Raw genomic sequence first — 20,684 nt, forward strand, 5'->3', positions numbered from 1 at the left:
ATATAATAAAGCATTTGGAATGACTAAGCCAAAATATCTTCAAAAGAATCACTCTTCTTCATGGTCATAAATTTGTTTAAATCAACTACATTTTCATTAAAAAGCATGAGTTTCTCTTTCTCGCCATCCCATGGGTATAATCTATCTGCATGAAAGTGCCCCCACGCCCAGCGTCGATAATTCAGTGTTGCTTCAATCTCTCCCAGATACATCTCCATCGTTTTATCTATCTGCGATTGGGCAACTATTGTATGAAATAAATCTCTCGGCTCATAAGCGATAGGACAAGTGTGGGAAATGACCAAATCAAAAGTTTTTTCTTTCTCAATAAGCATTCTCCCATACTCCATTTCCTCTTTTGTAAGTTGTTCATTCTCGTACCATGTCCAGTGATTATACAATCGTACCCATTTATCTATGCTGTATGCCCCAGGGATCGACAGTGTTCGGTATCCATCGAACATATAGCTGGCAGGTTTGTCGTCAAGGTACTCGATACTTGGAAACTCCGTTTCTGTATATACTGTACCGCTATATTTCTGTTTGATTGTCCATTTATCCGGATACTTATCAACTACATCTGTCACCCGTGCTTCGTGGTTCCCCCGGAGGAGGATATAGGTAAATGGAAATCTTGACAAATTCTTCTTGAAATTTGCATCCCGGTTACCAGTAATTGCAAAATTACATCCCACATCGCCAAGAAGGATTATAGAATTCTTACAGGCATCAAGCTCTAATCTATCTCTATTTTGATTATAGAAATATTCAATTGGACCTGACTCCCCATGAATGTCCCCAAGCAAAAACCAATTTTCTCTCATATGCTACCATCTTCCTCTTCTCTGACTTCATTTAAAAAAGTATCTTTTTGCTCTGACCAGATAATATTAGAAACGAAACACATCATTATCTCTTCTGCGGATAATAAACTCATATACACAATCACCCTAAATATAATTTTAGTAACTAAAAAGCTATCCACAAAATACCAATCTACAATATTCACTCCCATCTTCACATTGAACGGGATTGTTGAGAGCAAAGTAATCACAAACATCCATATCCTTTCCCATCCTCTCATAAAAGACACACTTTTTACGGCCAAAATTAACAGAATCATAAAAACAGGAATGTTCCACCAACTAAACCTGTTGTGCGCCATACCATATGACTGAAGAATCAGCAATCCAATAGTTATAATCCCAATCATTGTTTTGAATATGTCATATCTTTTGTTCATGAAAACACCCCTCCCACGAAGATACTTATTTCTGCAAGAATTAACAATGGTATAAATATCTGAAATACCAGGACAACCATACTCGTACATATATTTGCGATTCCATTTATACCATTCTTTCTAAAATAATTTCTGCGTTTTTTAGAGGAAAACATTTGTTTTAGATTAGCCTTAGCTGCATCTACAATTGGTCCTCCAAACAACGCACGCATTGTATGTTCCCCATCAAAATTCTCCACAAGGCTAATATTTATAAGTGCCAAAATTACATTTTGCACAACTGCATATAGCATTGCAATTTTCCACTCTCCAAGAAATGAGTTCTCTCGTACAGATGTCATCAAAATCATTAACAGACCAGACAATAAAAGATTCACCTCTATCCCTGCAAGATATATCTGTGCTTTCTTTCGTCGATTCGTAACATCTGTTGCATCTATCATCACATACGCCCCAGGCAAAATTCCACGAATCATAAATCCAGCCTCTAAAAATGCACCTTTCATATTCGCCAAACAAGCAATTGCATGCCCCACTTCATGCAAAATCATCCCCAATAACAGTCCACCAACAATACCTATAATAACATTCGCAAAAAAATAATTACACTCCATGCCAAACTCGATATCATATCTGGATAGTCGAAATAAACCATACAGGAATACTGGAAGAAATGTCAGCCATAATAAGGAATTCAATATCTTAGGAATAATAGTTCCTGCATATTTTCTCTCTGGTATATAAACTGTATGCAACATAATCCCATCAGCGTGAAGTGTCCTTCCTTCATCCCGAATCAGCACTTCACTATCTAAATAGTCATAATACGCCTCACATTCCTGTTTCGTAAAACCCTTTATTTTACAGGGATTCCTATTTCCGTCTAATCTCATGAGATATTTTGCTTGTCTGTCTGTAAGCTTTACCGTTTCCTGATTCAGACAGTTTCTAGCCACTATACCATTCTTCGTAGATTTTAAGATTACCCAATTTGCTTTGCAAGGGTATCTTCCATCAATATTTATCTTTGGCACACCTCTCACATCCCTTTCCTTGTTTAAATACCATATAATCTTTTGGCATTCATTGTAGTTTCTCTTCCTTCCGGTATTACATATGGTGAATCCGTTTCCAAAACAATCGACTCCAACGACACCTGTTTTACAATATCTCGAAGTTCTGAACTTTCCGAATATGTAACGGCACCTCCAATTCCCAACATATATCCCATATCTTTTTGTTCCTCCTTCTATATTATCTTTGCTCATTCTCTGCATTTTCTTGCTTCTTGGCTTCTTTTTCCTTACGTTCCTCTTCCTCAATCTGCCTTTCAAGTTCTGCAATTATACTATCAATCTTTCTGTTATATTGCTCCACTGTCATATTATCTGCAGCCTCATCCAGTATCTTTTTCAGTTCTTCTTCTCCTTCAAAATGCACTTCAGACTCCTCTTCCACTTCTCCAAAGAAAAATTCAATACACTTAATAACTCCTGTTCCAGAATTATTCACAATCCGTTCATATGGATTTGTTTTTATATTGTCTAGCAGATATATCAAAGCATCAATGGTTCCTTTCTCATCCAATTGCTCATTTTCGACGGACATAATATATCCCATCGCCTCTATATAACCATCGGCTTTGATAATATCTCCATCATAACAATACGCTTCTATTTCCGAAAGCCTTTCTACAACTTCATTCATCATAAATGGAATCGGAATTTCATCAAAGAAGTGTTCAAATCTAAGTCGATTTCCTAACTTATTGTCAAAATTCATACGTTCAAAATCGTAAAGTGTAAATAACAAGCCTTTCCAAAACATCTCTTTACTAACTCTGTCAGAATTTAAACGATTCAATATCTGATCTCGTGACATATTTTTGATGTTTCCCAGTTCGTTCCTTGTTCCATTGCTCTTCAGGCAGATAAGCATGCCTTCTTCAACAAATAAAAGAGTTCCATTCTCGAGTTGATCAACAATTTTCCCATTCATCCTTGAGTAACTATATCTTCCACCTCTTATATTTCTTGCCCTTATAATTAATTCCTCTGTTGATTGAACAAACACTGTTCCGTTGTCAAAATAATAGATTCTGCCATCTAGCAATGTTTCATTTCCGAGCTGCGAATCCTCTCTATCATCATACTCCTGACTGAAAAGCGAACTGATATTCTCGTTCTGATGAACATACAAATGAATATCCTGTCCATCTTTTTTCGTAAAAAACACCTTATCCTGGCAAACATAAAAATCAATCCAGTCTTCATTCAATGGAGGCTGAAACGCCTTATCTGCATAACTATTGAGAACTCGCTTAACCCCTTCATAAGATTCCCTGCCACAAAGAGAATTCTTCATAATTGGATCACTGCATAATTCTTTGGTAATCCACATTATAAATTCTCTAAGATCAAATGAATCCTGCTCATGAATCTCAGTATTGACCAATACCACATCATTGGTATGTCTTGAAATTACCTGCATTTTTGATAGATTCATATCTCTGGTCAGAAAATTTTCTATTTTCTTTCTGGTCGTGTTTGCAATCATACCCGCAGCAGCTAATCTGCCACATACATGCCTAAGACGAGTCACACAACTGCCAAACTCTGTTCCACCTGTGTAAATTGTCTTATATGTTGCCTCAACAATATCGCCCAAATAATCAAACGTCATAAACGGATGCATACATTCACCCCCTATTCCCACACATACTTTATTACTTCTTCTACTGTATCAACGGGAACTATTTCTATATTCAATCTGTCAATTTCCTTCCTTTCCACCAGTCTCTTATAACACTCTGATGGAACAATCACTTTCCCAATTGAAGCGCGTTCTGCAGCTATACACTTCTCATACACGCCACCTACAGGGCCTATATTCCCAAAAAGATCAACACTACCAGTGAATGCAACATTCGGAAGTGTTTTCTCTAATAAGCATGAAAGTATTGACATGGTAATCGTTACTCCCGCGGAAGGGCCGTCTTTTTTTGCCGCATCTGTCATATGAATATGGATTTTGGGTAATTCCTTCTTCATATATTTACTTACATAACAACATGCAATTGAAACAGATTCCAAGCAGGAGCCTTCCAGCAACCCAGTTACCTCAACCTTCTTCTCCTGATATGGGTTCACGACCGTCTCCACAGCTGTACTCACTCCAATCCCTCCAGCAGTAACTGCAAGAGCTTGCGCCATACCACATTTTCCTACAGACTGGGGCGGAATATCATTTAATCCAAAAGATCTTCGTTCTCCCAAAAATTCTATAATAAAACTCTTATTAACACTTACCGTTTTCGCAAATTTCCCTTTATTATTTCTGGCTATATTCATAAGAATATATTCAAAATCTCGTTCGACATTTCTCATACCTGGTACAACATCATAATCATGAATGTATAGCTCCAATGCATCATTTTCAATTGTCAACTCTCCAATCGAAAACTTTTCTTTTAGCTTAGGCAATATATAATTCGAGATAATTACTTTCTTATCCTGCATAGAATAATTACTATATTCAATTATTTCCATACGATCTCTGATTGGTAAAGGAATGCAACTAATATCATTAAAAGTAAGCATTACAAGAAAATTATTCTTAGGAATACTGCACTCCAAATACTGATCATATATATATTCCTCGTTAGGATCAAGGAACTCATACAATGCATTAAAAAATTCCGGAGTCGCCTTGTCCACCTCATCTAAAATAATCACATCTGAATAACATCCATGACCACTTTTTGCTAACTCCCTAACAATCATCGAAGGTCCCGCATTACGTAAAACCTTGTTTGTTCCTTTTATTATTTCAGCGCCACCGGCACCACCTACATTTATTTTCACACAATTTCGTTTTAAAGCTCTGGAAACACTAATAGCAGTACTGCTTTTACCTGTTCCCGCATTACCATCTAATCCTATAATCGTCATTTTATTTGTATTATGTTCTAACTGCTTTGAGAGAATAGCTGCCTCTATTCTTTCTCCAAAATCATTCTGGAGATAATGCGTCTTACTTAACTCCTTAATTACTGCCCCAATAGCAAAAGGTTCTATCCGTCCAGTAAAGATATTACTAAGATAATGGATTGCATCTCTTGCATATTCTTTCAGACTTTCATCACTTTCCCAGTTCAGGATTTCAAAAAACTTAATTACTTTCTTCTGTATACAAGCAGGATATTCATCATAACACGTAAAGAATTTATGCTCTGTTCCAGTAATTTCCCGCACATATGTGTTGCGTGTCTTTCCATAATCCTCCTCTGCATAATAAAACTCATTAATATCTCTTACACTGTAGTCTGGGAATATTTTTTCACCATTTGTCACTGTTTTAACAACAATAGAACGTATCAAATTATCCAACTTATTCATATCCCTGTTGGCAAATTTATAAATAAACGTCCTACAACATTCATCTGGAATCATTTTGGAAAATTCAATCCCATATTCCCGACAATACTTTGGTGCAATAATCTTATTAATTGTTTCTATAATCTCATTCTCTTCTGCATCCCGGAAGTAAATAGTCGTCATATTTGCTCTTAGTGACATCAGGATATCCTTTATGTCACTACATGTCACAATCACAAACATATTAGATAAATTAATCTCTACTTCTACAAACTTGTCCAAAAATGAAGTCTTCTGAAGTACAGGGGTCAGTGTGTTCCTAATTTCAGGATCGTAAGATTCAAAGTCCTGAATAACAAGCCCTCCTCGTACCCCTGCCTGTTTGATACGTTCAAATATTAAACCTGATCTCGCATTCTCATATATCTTTGACGTACCTGTGAGTGAATCTGTCTCTTTCATATGGATACCTGCAAGGTTAAGCACTGAATACCCCCGCCCAATGGAAGATGCAATTGTCTCTGCCAGCTGGTTAATACCAGTATCCGGATGGCCAATCAAGCATATCGTTTTAGGCATTATTTCTGATATATTAGCAGCTTCAAACTCAGTATATATTTCTTCTAACTGTTTGCGATGCCCAATATGTGTTGCATTGATTTTCTCCCTGAGATAAGAGATATCTATATATTTATAGTCAGCATCCCTGATCCAGTTAAACTCCATTATGTCTGCCATTTGCTTTAGATAATTTTTCTTTTCAGAAACTGAGCAGTTCTTATCCAGTCTGCATCTCACAGATTCATATATATCCCGGAATTCCTGTGGCATAACCTTCTTTAATACCATATAAAGTGCATCATACTCTTCTGGATCTTTATATAAGATTTTTTCTGATTCTTTAACCTGCTCCTGCTTGTCCACGAGCTCAAGCCTTTTTAAACCAAGATCTCTTTGTATCTCTGGACTGAATTTTTCAATGTTTCGCTGAAACATCTCCTTCTCTTCTTCTGAAAGCTTATTACTATTCGCAATACTTTTCTCTCTGTCCGTCACATCCTTACAGGAACGAATATACCACGTTTCCCCCACTTCCTTCTTACATAAAGATTTCAAGCCCGAAATATATACAGTTCTGTTTTCGAGGCCATCGAAATATTCTGCTTTACGATCGGTTAAAATACACTTTTCCTTTCCGCCTACTTCTACTTTTAAAATAGCCATCCCCTCTGTATTCGCACCTATCTCCAACAATCTGACGGTCTCACCTAAAGTTTTGCACCCTTGATTCGTAATATCATGCTTAACTGCACCAAATGCACGATCCTCCATCTTAGTGTTTACATCATATAATGCATCTTCAAATGTCATCCCCATGTTCCTCCTTAATCTAACCTCATCGATCTGTATAATATTATTCTTTATAAGACATCTTCCTCTCTGATTTTCTATTTCATATATGTTATATCTCTATAATCAAAAAAAGATCGCATAAAAATAGACACATTTTTTTAAATGCGCCTATCAAAGTATTCATTATATTATAACCAAAGAATAAAGCCTGCCCAATAAACAGGGTTTGAAAAAAGCCTAGTATCTTTAGGATAATGTGCCAGTTCCCTCATACTATCCGCAACAAGTCCCATCCGTCGCACTCTCTGTTCCCCAAACCAACCATCTCTTGTAAGTTCTTCAACTGTCACAGACATCAGGTATTTCTTAGCTCTCCACAAAGCTTCAGAAACCGACATATCCTTTAAATTCTTATAAAATCTGGTCATAAGAACGGCAGACGCCAGATCATCAACCTCCCACAAACTAATAATCGCTGCTTGCACTCCTTGAGCTATAAATGCGGTATTCATCCCAAAAAGCCCTTCTTCATAGCTTATATCTCCTGATCCCGAAAAACAAGCTGACAGAACTACTAACTTCACCCCAGTCCAATCATATGTGCATATTTCCTCTGCACTCACAAGCCCCGTTCCATATTGGGAATCAATCTTTCCTGTTGCAATCCAATCATTTGCACCAGACATAAAAAAACACGTTTTTCTAAGTGGCATATCATATAAAAGATACCTATTTTTTTCCAAAAAAGTATTGTCCATCAAATGTTCACCATGCGTTGCTATATGTAATATCGGAGCATGAACTTCCCTAAATATATTTTTATTCGCATTCTGTTTCTGTATTACTTCAGTTTCCAACACATCTGCTACAGCCTGAACTTCAACCTTAGTTAATGGTAATGCCCCAAATGTTCTATCACTTTCCAATACCCGATTCTTGTCTATCGTAAATCTGGGATTACCAACGACCATACATTTCTCAACATTTCCAATTGGAACATTATTTTCTATCCAATCGTTCATCCACAAATCATTTTTTATGTTTCTAAGTGAATTTACATAATTTACATTATAGCTCTCAGCAAGATATCTTCCAGACGAATCAAGTAATATATCAAATGCAAACGCTGATAACTCTATATCGCCTGATATGATTATTTTTTCAATATTACACTCTAATTCTATCACTTTGAATACTGGTAAAATAAGTTGATTATACAACATATTTTGAATATTTTTATTCAACCATTTAATCATCCCTCCAGAAGAATTTCCACACCCCCTACTCCTTCTTATCTCAAGATCCAACGAACTAAATACTGTACGAATATTATATGCGTTTATCATATCTAGTCGCCGAACATAAACTTCTGCTCCTTGTCTGATCGCAACAACTACTCCATATCTTAAATTTCTTTCTGTAACATCCTTCTGCTCGTTCGTAAACTGCACATAATCTATATATATTGTCTTATCCGGAATCAGCAAAAAAAGGTCTTCCACACTCTTCCATGCAAACTCGCTATCATCCGTCCATTCTTGGGAAGTATATATTCTCTTCTCTAATTCATGTATTTCGTATTTCAGTTCACCAACTGCATCATCAACCTGATGACCATAATATCTTACTCCATCCAAATCAAGCAACTTTCTATGTAAGTCATTTAACCTTTTCATTTCAGGAGTATTTGCATATTTTATTTTACGTTTTCTTAATACATCTGGATACACATTTTTCATATTGCATACCAATTCAAAGAATTCATCGTCGCTACATGATATATCGTTTCTATACACGGCTGCAACTATAACCTTAAACAATATACCTACCCTTGATACCTTGTTTATCAGTCCTCTCTCATCTCCTACATCACAGGCCTGTTCCAATCTGAACGGAGTTCTCCTTGCAAGTGAAAACAAGAGCGACCCTAAACTATCCCTGTCCATTATTCCCTTTATTCTATCATATTCCTTAAACACAATCTCTATAACTGCATCCATATCAGGAGAATATCTATTGCTCACACAATATAAATTGTCAAATGCAGACTTACTCCTCTGTATATCTCCTATGTATTCATAAAAAATAACCTTTACCTGCCAGTAAAATAAAATTTCTCCATCTATATCCTCCGGATTCAATTGACTTCCTATCAAATTCAATACCCGTTCCACATATGCTACATCTTTATCCTTTATTTTTTTGTTATTTATATTTAATCGTATACTATTCAGAATCATTCCAAACATTGTTACAGGCAACTTTTCCACATCTGACTGCCATAGCCATGACATTACACGCTGTGCTGCCTCACCACTGAATTCATTCTCTGATAAAAGATTCCACGTATTATATAATACTGCAGCCCCCATAGATTCCTGAATTCCATACTTGTTTATAATTTCAAGTCCCTCATTAAGATACTGTATACTCTCTTCCAACATTTCCTGGCAACAGAAACAGACTATAAGATTGTTTATCAATGCAAGTCTCAGCTCGCTGAACTGCTCTGAATCTTCACACATACCATATCCCTGTAAAGCACACTGCTCTGCATTGGCATATTTCCCTTGTTCCACCAATATGCTGGATTCATACAACCACAGTTTAAGCATTACAGTATTTTTTTTGTCATTATCATCGTTCAGTTTTTCCACCCAGTTCTTCAATTGATCAGCATACTTCTTATACTCCTTATACCTATTTAGAACCATATATGTATCGCACATATTTTCCAGACAACATACATAATCTACCTCTGTTATTTCTTCAATTTTTGAATAAATATCAAGGGACATTTTCCCCATTTCTATACACTTCTCATCCCTCATAACATTCATTAGCTGCATCATTTTATCAGCATAAAAAAATGGAAATTCATTCAAACATTCTCGTATAATTTGAGTATTAATATCTTCATATGCTAAATTAAACCAATCAATATCACCAACATACGCAAAACATACCGCCAATTCTATACACACTACCTGAAAAACTTTGCTATTCTTCGAAAATGATTTACAAAACCTCTGGTATACCATGCCTAAAAGTCTATCCGCCTCATCAATTCCAAACTCATCACAACACGCACCTAATACAGCCTCAAACATCTCCATAACAAAGTATACATTTACTTGTTCACATTCATATGCTGATACAGGAATTATTTCATCATCAAAACACGCAAAAAGAGCAGAGACATCCTTATCAAATTCTTCACACATTAATTCAGGTGTCTCTGCCACTAATTCACTGAACACATTATTCTTTATATCTTCTACAATTTTTAATAGCCTGTCTTCCATATCCTTCGCAACACAAATTATTATCTATTCTTCCATATTTCCAATACTAATCTCATATCTACCTGATACATCAATTGGTATTAAAGCTTCATATCGATCATTTCGTCTTAGCATATTTACGCTGCAACTCTTGCCGTCCAAAGTTTTCGCCTCTAATACAGGTTTTCTTCCATCCCACTCATCAGCGTCTAATGTAATTTTGAGCCCTTCTGTATCAAGTATAATTTTATTGTAATCATTTTCTTCATCAACAAGTGCCATTTCATTTTTTTGAATTTCACTTGATCTAGTAGCAAGTGCGATCGGATGCTCAAAATTATATTCAAATGAATTCAAAAAATTATCAATACCATCAAGTGTCAATCTTATTCCTTTTTCTATAGAAACTACTATTCTCGTTGTTACCCTCATCCCCCCTGTTTTATTTACTTCATATTTTTCAGACGCATATTCTTCAAGTGTATTATCCACAACAATATCATCCTGCACCTGCTTTACTCTCAATAATTTATCATACACATCACGACATTCACGACATTTCAATATATGGGACTGAACCTTATGAAGTAATTTCATATTGTCTGGAGTGATATCTCTCATATACACACATTTTTCTATATCTTCAAAATTTATGTGTTTTGTCTTCAAAACTCATCTCTCCTTCCAAACGTTCAAGATAAACCTTATACATGTCTTGAACTTTCTGATTTATACGATTTGACCCATCAACAATCTGCCTTACTGTAAGATTAAAACGTCTGTTACCCACCAAACTGCCATCTTTCTGCCTTATATTAAGTTTCTCCTTCAATGGTGCAAACACCGTCTCATCTATATTGGAACAAAACACCCCTTTAAAATCTGCTACTATATTATCATATATTTCATATAGAGTCACATTTCTGAGTATTTTTTCTGCTTCTGTTGGCTTACCACTATATTTACTCTGTATCATCCGCGGAATAATCATCTTAGAATAAACAAATCCAATCAATCTCTCCGGAGAAACATTGATTGAAAATATATCATGTAACACACTCCCCAAAGCCTCTGATATAGTTTCATCCATATGTATTGACTCTGGCTCATTTTGCATACTAGCTGTCGCTTTTTCAAGTTCTTTCGGAAAATATTCGTTGCCACCTTCATCCTTGACTGTCCTGTCAATCGAATCATGCTTTCCGTTGTCTGGTTTTTTTCTCCAATTACTTATTTTATGCTCAACGATAGCATTCAACCACGTCTGTCTCTGTGCCTCATGCAAAGTTTCCGAATTAAGAATATAATTGGGTAATCCTTTTATAACAGCCATCTTTATCTCTTGAAGGATGTCCTCCCTATCCTCTTCTTTATCCACTGAATTCAGGAGTTTCCATTTCGTTTCACGCTCTACCATTTTACTGATATCAGCATATATTTGTACATCGCCGTTTTCGTCCTGCAACTCTGACTTCAAATGATTAAAAAATTCCTGAGACGCAAATCGCATTCAATGTCACCTCCTTCTTAACACCATTAATAAATTTCATACATATTATTATAATTATATAATATTACTTTTTTTCTAACTTTTCTAACTTTTCCAGCTCTTCCAACTCTTCTATTTTTTTTTCTAAATCCTTTATCACATCCTCCAAGAACATCTGTTCAGTTATCCCCATTATATCAAGATTATAATAACTTATGAAACTGTTTATTTCTTCATATAGTAGACTAGATCTGTTACTTTTCTGCGCTATTTCCTTACCCTTGTTTGACTCATTCCATTTCTGCACTATTTCCTTATATTTGTCTGACTCCCTTAAAATGTATATGCTTATATCTGATCTAACTTCACGAATAGAAATTTTTCTATAATCAATCTTAAACCGTTTCAATAGTTCATATATATAACTATCCTCAACATATCCTTGTATCTGTTGCATTTGAGCCGCTGCCGATACTACAACTCTATACTCTCTAGTCTGTCTAACATCGATATTTCCTGTCTTCTCCTTGTTATCAGATTTTTCTTGCATTTTCTTTCTTTCAGTTTCCTCTAAGCACTTCTTTATATCAACTCTAACATCGTAAATAGAAATATTTTTACAATCAACTTTATTTTTTCTTAGGAGTTCAGAAATATAACTATCAGTAACATAACCTTGTATTTTTTGAGTTAAAACCGCCTTCGTTATTACATTTTTATATTCACGAGTCTGCCTAACGTTATTATTTGTTTTATTTTCATTATGACATAGCGTTATCGTTACTTCTTCTTCCATGTACTCCTTCATATCTATATCATTTCTAACATCATAATTTGAAATATTATTACAATCAGTTTTATATCGTCTTAAGAATTTAGAAATAACACTTTGGGGTGGCTCTTTTTTTTCACTTTTTTTAATTATTTCTTTTGGAGTTATACAATCCTCTGGAACTTTAAACAGCATCAGTACAGGCATACAACTATAAACATTATCTTTTTCCATTACATTACCTCCATTTACTCAATACTATTTCACATTTTACATCATACCCATATACACAAATCAAAATATCCTTATATACATAAATTATAATTTATCTTTCTTATAAACTTCCTGCAAAGATCCTCTATTAACTGCGACGTTTCCACAAATCTCCATCTCCAATACAGGATAAAGTTTTGCTTTCTTAAACCTTATAATATCTATTCTATCCATTACATAACCATAATTATCCATGTACTTATACCTTAATAACTTATCTTGTATCCAACAATCACAAAATAAGTTAATATTTAAATATTTTCCAGCAATATAAATTTCCTCTACAATAGGCAATCGTACATATTTTATTCTAAATTTATCCTTTCCCTGATATTGAAAATTAATCGGTGAAAATTGATCCTGTAACCGTTCACGTATTCTATCGTAATACACCGTTTCTTGATGATCCAAAGCAATCAATTCAACCCTGTTTCCATTCTTAGATAAAACTAGCCATGATATGTTTCCATACCGACCATTCCCCAAATATATAACATCCCAAGTCTGTAAATCGGCTACATTACAAACATTGCCTTTATCCGAACTTTTCCCCTTAGAGTTTGCCTCAAGATATGCTATATCTTCTTTAACAGCTTCTAAGCTCAATCCATCCTTATCAAATCCATTTGAATGAACTAATTCAATAATTTTATTATCCGATAATCTCCCTATTTGGGACAGTTCAACCCAATATGGTAAAACTTGCATATATCGTGAAGATCGACATTTGCTTTCCGATTTTATATTATAAAATTTATTACTAGTATTATCTAAAAATGGTATTTTAAATAAAGTAACTATATTTTGACAATCTTTACATATTCCCTCATGATTCTCCATAAACTTCCCACATCGCAAACAAAAGCTATCCATACTCTTCTTCACCCTTTTTTCATTTTATAAATGTATTTGTATATCTCCTGCATATTTCCATACTTCTATTTTATCTAGATTTATCCAAAGTGCGGGACATACTCCAATTCCAACACTTTTAGCTCCCCACCCATAAGAATAAACTTTTCCGCTTCTCAAAACTGCCATAACCAGATCGTTATCATATCCTTTTGTTCTTAACCACCACGCTCTTTTATTAATATTATTAATTAATGTATTTTCTTTATTCATATTATGTATGGCATATGGTGACATTCCCCTATATCGCATTTCATCATCACATTCCGCTAATGATTGAAATCCATACTGTTCATTACAAATTTCACTGTAAGACAACAAAAAAATCTTATCTGATGAGTTAACATCCGGCAAATCTGTATTAAGAATAGCTTCTCTTTCAGAGTATGTAAAAGCAAGATGATAAAAAAAACTATTTAACCATGCACGCAAAGAACTATATTTCCATCTGTTCTCTGAATAGCCAATATCAAATGGCCTACTATCTATACAAATATCTGCAATTACAAATGCTTTATTACCCTTAATATCTAATACACGCCACTTTATAGGATCCCTCGTCTTTCCGCTATTAATAAATTGAGGATATTCCCCGAAGTAAATACAATCATATATAACTGTATTATTATCTTTATCTATCATAGGGGACCTTAAACTTTTCAGTCCAAATTGATAAACACCTGTGTTAGAAATTATTTGCTCTTTATCTCCACTTTCTTCTTTGATTTGTAATACTTCTTCTTTATTGTGACTATATGTTTTGTCCAAATTTGGTACGCTGAACATCATATATATTGTCGAACATTTATCACATAAAACGGCATTAGTATTTATCTCTCTTCCACACTGCAGACAAAAATTAACCATTGTTTTGCACCTCCTGTCATAAATTTTACCATAATCCTCTTCCACAACACATCTTATATTTCATTCCACTTCCACAAGGACATGGTTCATTTCTTCCAACCTTTGATACATCTTTACCTCTTACCGGATATGTTCTATATTCATCCGCAAATTGTTGAGATTTTATATATTTATCTATTGATCCCCGAAGTCTTAAATGTTCTCTTCTTAATGTATCTATATCATCACACACTACAGGAATTTCAAACAACGACAGTATGTGCTCATAATTACAACATTCTATTCCATTTTCTTGCATCAATCTACCACATTTCATACAATATTTTATCATGTTTTAATAACCCTCTATATATCCTAAATATAATCACTTAAACAGACAATTCACATTGACCATCTTTAGCTGTTATTTTATGCCACTCCTGAAGCGTTGTCTTAGTCGGAACACCAACCATAACAACATTTTTGGGGGTTGCATAAATCTCGATATTTCTACCTTTTTTATTAAATAAATCCCTATATCCCTTATATCGATCTGTCATAAATATTACATTTTGATTTGACGATCCCCTAAGATTAATTCCATCATTCAACGCATCTATATATTGCCCATCTATCAATATATCTACATAATTATCTAATATTTCATCAATCCTATCGTTTCCTAATTTTCTCAGTTCTGTAACTGTATATCCTGTGTATAACATCACACCAAGGGTGGTTCGTTTACATATTTTAGCCAGTAATTCATACAAACCATCTATCTGCAAGAATGGTTCACCTCCGCTAATAGTTATCCCCTCTATACTTTTCTGTTGAAGTATGTATTTATAAATATCCTCTGTCTCTACAAGATGTCCAGATTTAACATTTCGGGTCTCTGGTGACATACATCCTTTACACATGCGATTACACCCTTGAAACCATATAGCAAATCGCTCCTCCGGACCTAATGCCCTTGTCTTAGGAACAAAATCATGAATTCTTATAAACATTATATAACCTTTACTCTCCTTGAAAGTCTTATACTCATCTTATCTGTTATTCCCATTATATAATCTAAATCCAATAAACACTCTGACACTTCCAAATCCACATTCTTTCTAAGAGACTCGTCATTATACATCTGATCCACTATATACGACAACTCATCTTTTAATTGCGCTACATCTACATCCGTGGATTTACCTCTATATGTCATCTCCGCAATATCTAATAACCTGTTTGATAATAATTTTAACTTCATTAATAAATCATAATTTTCAAAATATACCCTTGCTTCCTCACTTACATTAAACATAGGTTCTATAAAGGCCTCAATCAACTGGCGTTTCTGCACATCATCCATATTTTTGCTCATCGCATCCAATCCATTATCCTCCACATAATGAATTATTCCCTGTTCAAGCTTTTTCTTATCCGAATACTCAATATGACGCTCTTCAACTATATAATTATAAATAATTTCTTCAACGCTCATTCTTACACATCCTTTCAACCCATATATTTATTCATATATATCGTCTTATATTGAATAAACAATCGTTCCTTTGCATGTCTGATCTCATCCATATCCTGACTGTTCTCTACAACATCAATATCCTTAGAAAATCTGTTCCATGCACTTTCATCATTTCCACTCAATCTATTAAACTCTCTTTCTATACTCTTTTTATCTGTGCCGAAATAAGCTGCTTCTACATTTTCTTGACCTACCAACTTTTCAAGACGTTCTGCCCATACTCTTGCTTCTGGATAAGACACAATTGACTCACTTGCGTCGTCCAGTTCTTGCGATCTTAACTCCCTCATTGTATACATTTCTGTAATTCCTTCATTAATTTTCTCGTTTTTATCCGTGATTCTCCCATCTTCATGAAAGGTCGTTTCTCTAAGACCGCTAACCAATTTTGTATCCCCATTTTCCATATTGATTTCTTGTCTATCAGCACATAAATGCATTGTTTCATGAACAGACACATGCTCGATTACTGGCATTGAAATATCTTTTATAAATATATTTCCTTCCTTATCGCAATGCCCAACAACATTAAACGGAACCTCCTCAAATCTATCAACATATTCCTGACTTGAAATAACATTAAGATGATCTTTAGTTTCGTCCGAATCGAGCATTTCCCGCTGTGACTCATTCATGACGTCACCATGCTCTTCCATCATATCTCTCTTTGTTTCATCATGCACTGCATCAGCAATTTCCTTGGACGTTATTTCTTCATTAGAAGAGAAATCACATTCGTAGGATATCTCATTATTATTTATATCCCTATTCCCTGCTTTTGTCTCATAGACTTCAGGTTCTTCCTCGTATAATTCTTTCATATCACACCACTCCCAATCGCATAGGCGTACAGCACAATACGCTTTTCTCTCATTCCATAGTTGTTCGAATTATAATTAGTTACAATATATCCTAATGCACACAGTTTATCATGTACATTCAAATTATATCTTCCAAAAAATTCATCCACCATCCGAGTAACTACATTTCTATCATATCTATTCATCATAACCTTCTCTATAAACATACGTGTATTTATGTCCAAAGGTACAATTCTTTCTATCCGCTCATCACGACCAAACAATCCTTTTTCACAGTACAAATAAGCCAAATTCAAAATTTTGTCATGGCATCTTTGTCCGACATCAACCTGCGCAGCAATTTCATTTCCAAGACTCGAAATTACAGCCTGTCCACATCCCAGCATAGATAACAACCCTCTCTGATATTCATTTAACCGCAAATGATATGCAACCATATCTACATCTTTTTCACTTGCTGTTGCATGAATGATCTTTGTACCCGTAGTGTTGACCGCTTCCATATTCAACTTTGATGGACTCTGATCTGCTATAACAATTCCTATTCCATACTCACGAAGTTCAGTCAGCATACTAGTAAAATACTGACTTGCCAAAGCTTTTGAACTGATTTCTGTTCCTGGTAAAATATTGGAAATAATATTATGTGCCTCTTCCAAAACAAGAACACTCTTCAAACTTCTAGAACCATTCTGTTTCCTGATATACTCATTTATCTGAATCAACAATATATTTGCCACAAATGGTTTCATTTCTAGTGACAAATCATCTAATTCTATAACACAACAATGATTACACAGAAATTCACCGGTTATTTGCTTATCACTGCCTCTACTATCTAAGCATCCCGTATTCATCAAATCATTAAGTCTTGCAGAAAGAGCACCTTCTATATCCTGCTTGACCTCTCTTCCTGAACGAATGTAGTTGTCGGAATATTCATCTAAATTGTTCAGTACATCTTTGATTGTTGGATACTTTTGACGATTTTTTATAGCAATATCCGAACACAACCAATTAAATTTCTTATATGTATATGTAAGTAGCCCCTTAAATTCTATTCCTATTCGTTTTTCTAAATCAAATGCCCCTGAAAACGCATACATTAATTCATCAATATGATTACCTATTTTTACCCCATCTTCTGGTTCAAGAGGATTAATCAACAATGGTCGTGCATCATATCCTGAGGAAAATACATACAAATCATCAACGACATTCATCATTTTCCAATAATCTTTCTTGGCAGGTTCTATGACACAAAAAGTCTTTGAACTTCTATACACATTTTCTAATATAGACATGACCGTGTTGGTTTTTCCGCCTCCTGTAGCACCAGTAACCAGAACATGTCTAAGCAAGCTGTTAAATTCCACCCTATATGGTTGCTTACTATTACTCATAACGCCCAACTCAAATGACTGTGCAACATCTGTGACAGGAGCCATATTATATCTAAAATCATGTTTACTATCTGAACTAACATTTGTATCAATTACTTCCAAACCACGGTGGCTATATAACGGCAACTGAAACAGACTTGCCAAATCATTTCCTGAAACATATGACACCAAACTGCCCTTTAACAGGCTCTGGTCTATATTGTATGTTGGAATTGCATATCTTGCCTGTGGAATAATCATTCTGTTCCTTGCAAACTCATTTCTGTCAATAAAAAAATATTTTACATTTTCTAACCCCAATGTATCTTCACTTTTTAAACAGCCTGCAAGTGTCGTACCAAGTTTTTGTGCATCTGTAACATTTGAAGCTGTAAACCATACAACACTTTCCCATAAGCCGCCCACAAGGTTGTTATAGTACTCCTTCAATTTTTCAAGATAATTTGCCAATCTACTATTTCCAGGAAAATCATTGTGTATCTCTATTCTCGATCCACTTCCGAATGTATTATTTATGTTCAAAAAAGACTGTGATAAATTTAGTAATTCATATATTGAATTTTGAATACGACGCATTTTTACATTTTCTACAGGTCTGGCTAAAATACACACCATGGAATCCATATCCTGCATTACATTCATAATGCTATCCACAATATCGTTTTCTATACTCACTTTACCTGTTACTATTCCCGAACACCTGCTAATCCTTCTTCGATCAATATCTGTTATAAACTTATTCATGCAATTCATGCTTGGCAAAGCATTGCGCAAAGCATTATCGATTCCCGGGGTTGTCTCAGAAGCCAAATAAATCTTCTGCATTCCATCTATAGATACAATAATATATGCTACTGCCGCACCAATGTTATGATATGAACTCAATGTATCTAAAACTGCTCTTTTTATTTCTGATATATTTCTATCATCATTCTGTAATTTCCTGTATGATGCAATCTCCACGTACCTCATATTTGAAAGAACATCATAATCATTTTCATACGACATCCATCTGCCGTTAAACCCTTCCATATATTCACCAGACAGAAAGTCATATATCTCATCTGTATGTGCCAAAAAATCTTCATATATATGAGTATAGTAATTTGCCATAATTCATCTAATCTCCAAAAAAACTTTTAATAAATATCAAAAATGCAATAATCAATATTGCATATGTTACAACCTTCGCAAGCAGTGCCACCACTATCCCCGAACTAACAAGGTAGTAACTGAGAAAAACTACAAGAAGCAAAAGTAATGAAAAAAATATCGCTGGTATCTGAGGTGTTGGCCTTATCTGTGACTCTGTCTCATTTGAGTATATTTTTGTCGCTACATATCTGTCTCCTCTTTTCTTCACTACCACACGCACATCATCTCCATAATTTAAGCGCCCTTCTATATCTCCATAAAATATCAAGTCTCTTTTTTTACCTGACAAACGTCCTCTGTGAAATTCTTCTAGTCTGAAAACCGTCTCATGAGATGTATTTCCAAACTGATATGGTTCTCCTCTAAATATCGCATTAATTATTTTTTTTAGTCTATTATGGTATCTTGCATGAGAATTTACCTCTGTAACCGTTCCTCTGTAAATATATCGAAAACCTTCTCTTGTCTCAAAACTCGGTTCTGCGCTGACAGAAGACGACTGTGAATCCCCTGTTCCTGATCTGTTTACGGTGGCATTACTTGACACAGGTTTTACCACACTACCAGTTGCTCTATGTACTACAGTACGTCGATATGTAACCAATGTAGCTCCACATAATGGGCATGTTGTTATCTCATCATCATATAACGCATAATCATTACAACTTGGACACTTTTTCATGTATATTCTCCCCCGTGTTAGGCTAATGTTATCTCATACGGTCCAGCTTTACTATATTTCTTATCTGTTCCTACATAAATCCATAAATTTAATTTTGCATCAATATATAACCCAACTCGCCAATAATCATCACACTTTATCGGCTTAATCTTTGCATATATAATATACTCTTTACCAGCATATTTATAAGACAGTTCCAGATCCTGTGCCTCTTCACTATATAACCACTGCCCAAACGACACTGGAGACCAATAAATTCTATCTGAACACATAACTCCATCAGCCAAAATAATTTTTTTCCTGCCCTTGCTCTCCAATCCGCCATCTGCTCCTCTTAACTGATATTCATATGCATTTACAGCAATCTCCGTTATCTTAGGAAGTATGATTTTGTTTCTCATATCCTGGCATCTCTGAATCTCTCTATTTTCCGCGTCATCATCTAATGTATTTACATATTGGCAACCACATCTGGTGCACTTCATTTCAGAGTTCTCCATCGAGCGACCACAACATCTACATATCTTCATATATT

General features: G+C 34.8%; 18 protein-coding genes. All 18 read right to left on the reverse strand.

Annotated features, from left to right (window positions below; all coding sequences use genetic code 11):
• Positions 1-23 precede the first annotated feature (23 nt).
• The 18 genes from ACZQK9_RS07630 to ACZQK9_RS07715 all read right to left on the reverse strand — a co-directional run bounded on the left by ACZQK9_RS07630 (position 24) and on the right by ACZQK9_RS07715 (position 20,679).
• A complete protein-coding gene (locus tag ACZQK9_RS07630; protein ID WP_483270206.1) occupies positions 24-824 on the reverse strand; it encodes a metallophosphoesterase in 801 nt (266 codons plus the stop codon).
• Positions 821-1,243 carry a hypothetical protein gene (locus ACZQK9_RS07635; protein ID WP_483270207.1) on the reverse strand — a complete coding sequence of 141 codons (423 nt, stop codon included), beginning with the start codon at positions 1,241-1,243 and terminating at the stop codon, positions 821-823. The genes ACZQK9_RS07630 and ACZQK9_RS07635 overlap by 4 nt, the downstream gene beginning before the upstream one ends.
• Entirely contained in the window at positions 1,240-2,520 is a 1,281-nt protein-coding gene (locus tag ACZQK9_RS07640; RefSeq protein ID WP_483270208.1) for a zinc metalloprotease, read from the reverse strand. The genes ACZQK9_RS07635 and ACZQK9_RS07640 overlap by 4 nt, the downstream gene beginning before the upstream one ends.
• A complete protein-coding gene (locus ACZQK9_RS07645; RefSeq protein WP_483270209.1) occupies positions 2,498-3,937 on the reverse strand; it encodes a hypothetical protein in 1,440 nt (479 codons plus the stop codon). Before ACZQK9_RS07645 ends, ACZQK9_RS07640 begins: the two co-directional genes overlap by 23 nt.
• 11 nt (positions 3,938-3,948) lie before the next feature.
• The gene (locus ACZQK9_RS07650) at positions 3,949-6,990 is read right to left on the reverse strand and encodes a S16 family serine protease (RefSeq protein ID WP_483270210.1); all 3,042 of its coding nucleotides are present in this window, start codon (positions 6,988-6,990) and stop codon (positions 3,949-3,951) included.
• Positions 6,991-7,160: 170 nt separating this feature from the next.
• Positions 7,161-10,277, reverse strand: a complete 3,117-nt coding sequence (locus ACZQK9_RS07655; RefSeq protein WP_483270211.1) for a CHAT domain-containing protein — start codon at positions 10,275-10,277, stop codon at positions 7,161-7,163.
• A 24-nt stretch (positions 10,278-10,301) separates the two neighbouring features.
• Positions 10,302-10,925: a hypothetical protein gene (locus ACZQK9_RS07660; protein WP_483270212.1), complete on the reverse strand. Its 624-nt coding sequence runs from the start codon at positions 10,923-10,925 to the stop codon at positions 10,302-10,304.
• Positions 10,900-11,766, reverse strand: coding sequence for a hypothetical protein (locus ACZQK9_RS07665; protein ID WP_483270213.1), 867 nt, complete (start codon positions 11,764-11,766; stop codon positions 10,900-10,902). Before ACZQK9_RS07665 ends, ACZQK9_RS07660 begins: the two co-directional genes overlap by 26 nt.
• 64 nt (positions 11,767-11,830) lie before the next feature.
• On the reverse strand, positions 11,831-12,751 hold the full coding sequence (locus tag ACZQK9_RS07670) for a hypothetical protein (protein WP_483270214.1): 921 nt from the start codon (positions 12,749-12,751) through the stop codon (positions 11,831-11,833).
• Positions 12,752-12,835: 84 nt separating this feature from the next.
• On the reverse strand, positions 12,836-13,630 hold the full coding sequence (locus tag ACZQK9_RS07675) for a hypothetical protein (protein WP_483270215.1): 795 nt from the start codon (positions 13,628-13,630) through the stop codon (positions 12,836-12,838).
• A 57-nt stretch (positions 13,631-13,687) separates the two neighbouring features.
• Positions 13,688-14,569, reverse strand: a complete 882-nt coding sequence (locus ACZQK9_RS07680) for a DUF6273 domain-containing protein (RefSeq protein WP_249321654.1) — start codon at positions 14,567-14,569, stop codon at positions 13,688-13,690.
• Between the two features lie 25 nt (positions 14,570-14,594).
• Positions 14,595-14,900 (reverse strand): SEC-C metal-binding domain-containing protein, encoded by a 306-nt coding sequence (locus ACZQK9_RS07685; protein WP_249321652.1) that lies wholly within the window; start codon positions 14,898-14,900, stop codon positions 14,595-14,597.
• Positions 14,901-14,937: 37 nt separating this feature from the next.
• Positions 14,938-15,561, reverse strand: a complete 624-nt coding sequence (locus ACZQK9_RS07690) for a 4Fe-4S single cluster domain-containing protein (RefSeq protein WP_249321650.1) — start codon at positions 15,559-15,561, stop codon at positions 14,938-14,940.
• Complete coding sequence (locus ACZQK9_RS07695; RefSeq protein ID WP_249321648.1) at positions 15,561-16,046, reverse strand: hypothetical protein; 486 nt, start codon at positions 16,044-16,046, stop codon at positions 15,561-15,563. The genes ACZQK9_RS07690 and ACZQK9_RS07695 overlap by 1 nt, the downstream gene beginning before the upstream one ends.
• A 14-nt stretch (positions 16,047-16,060) precedes the next feature.
• On the reverse strand, positions 16,061-16,909 hold the full coding sequence (locus ACZQK9_RS07700) for a hypothetical protein (protein WP_483270216.1): 849 nt from the start codon (positions 16,907-16,909) through the stop codon (positions 16,061-16,063).
• A complete protein-coding gene (locus ACZQK9_RS07705) occupies positions 16,906-19,425 on the reverse strand; it encodes an ATP-binding protein (protein ID WP_249321645.1) in 2,520 nt (839 codons plus the stop codon). The genes ACZQK9_RS07700 and ACZQK9_RS07705 overlap by 4 nt, the downstream gene beginning before the upstream one ends.
• A 7-nt stretch (positions 19,426-19,432) precedes the next feature.
• Positions 19,433-20,149, reverse strand: coding sequence for a hypothetical protein (locus ACZQK9_RS07710; protein ID WP_249321642.1), 717 nt, complete (start codon positions 20,147-20,149; stop codon positions 19,433-19,435).
• A gap of 17 nt (positions 20,150-20,166) precedes the next feature.
• Positions 20,167-20,679 carry a hypothetical protein gene (locus ACZQK9_RS07715; protein ID WP_249321641.1) on the reverse strand — a complete coding sequence of 171 codons (513 nt, stop codon included), beginning with the start codon at positions 20,677-20,679 and terminating at the stop codon, positions 20,167-20,169.
• Between the last annotated feature and the right edge of the window lie 5 nt (positions 20,680-20,684).

The organism is Wujia sp., from assembly GCF_056872695.1.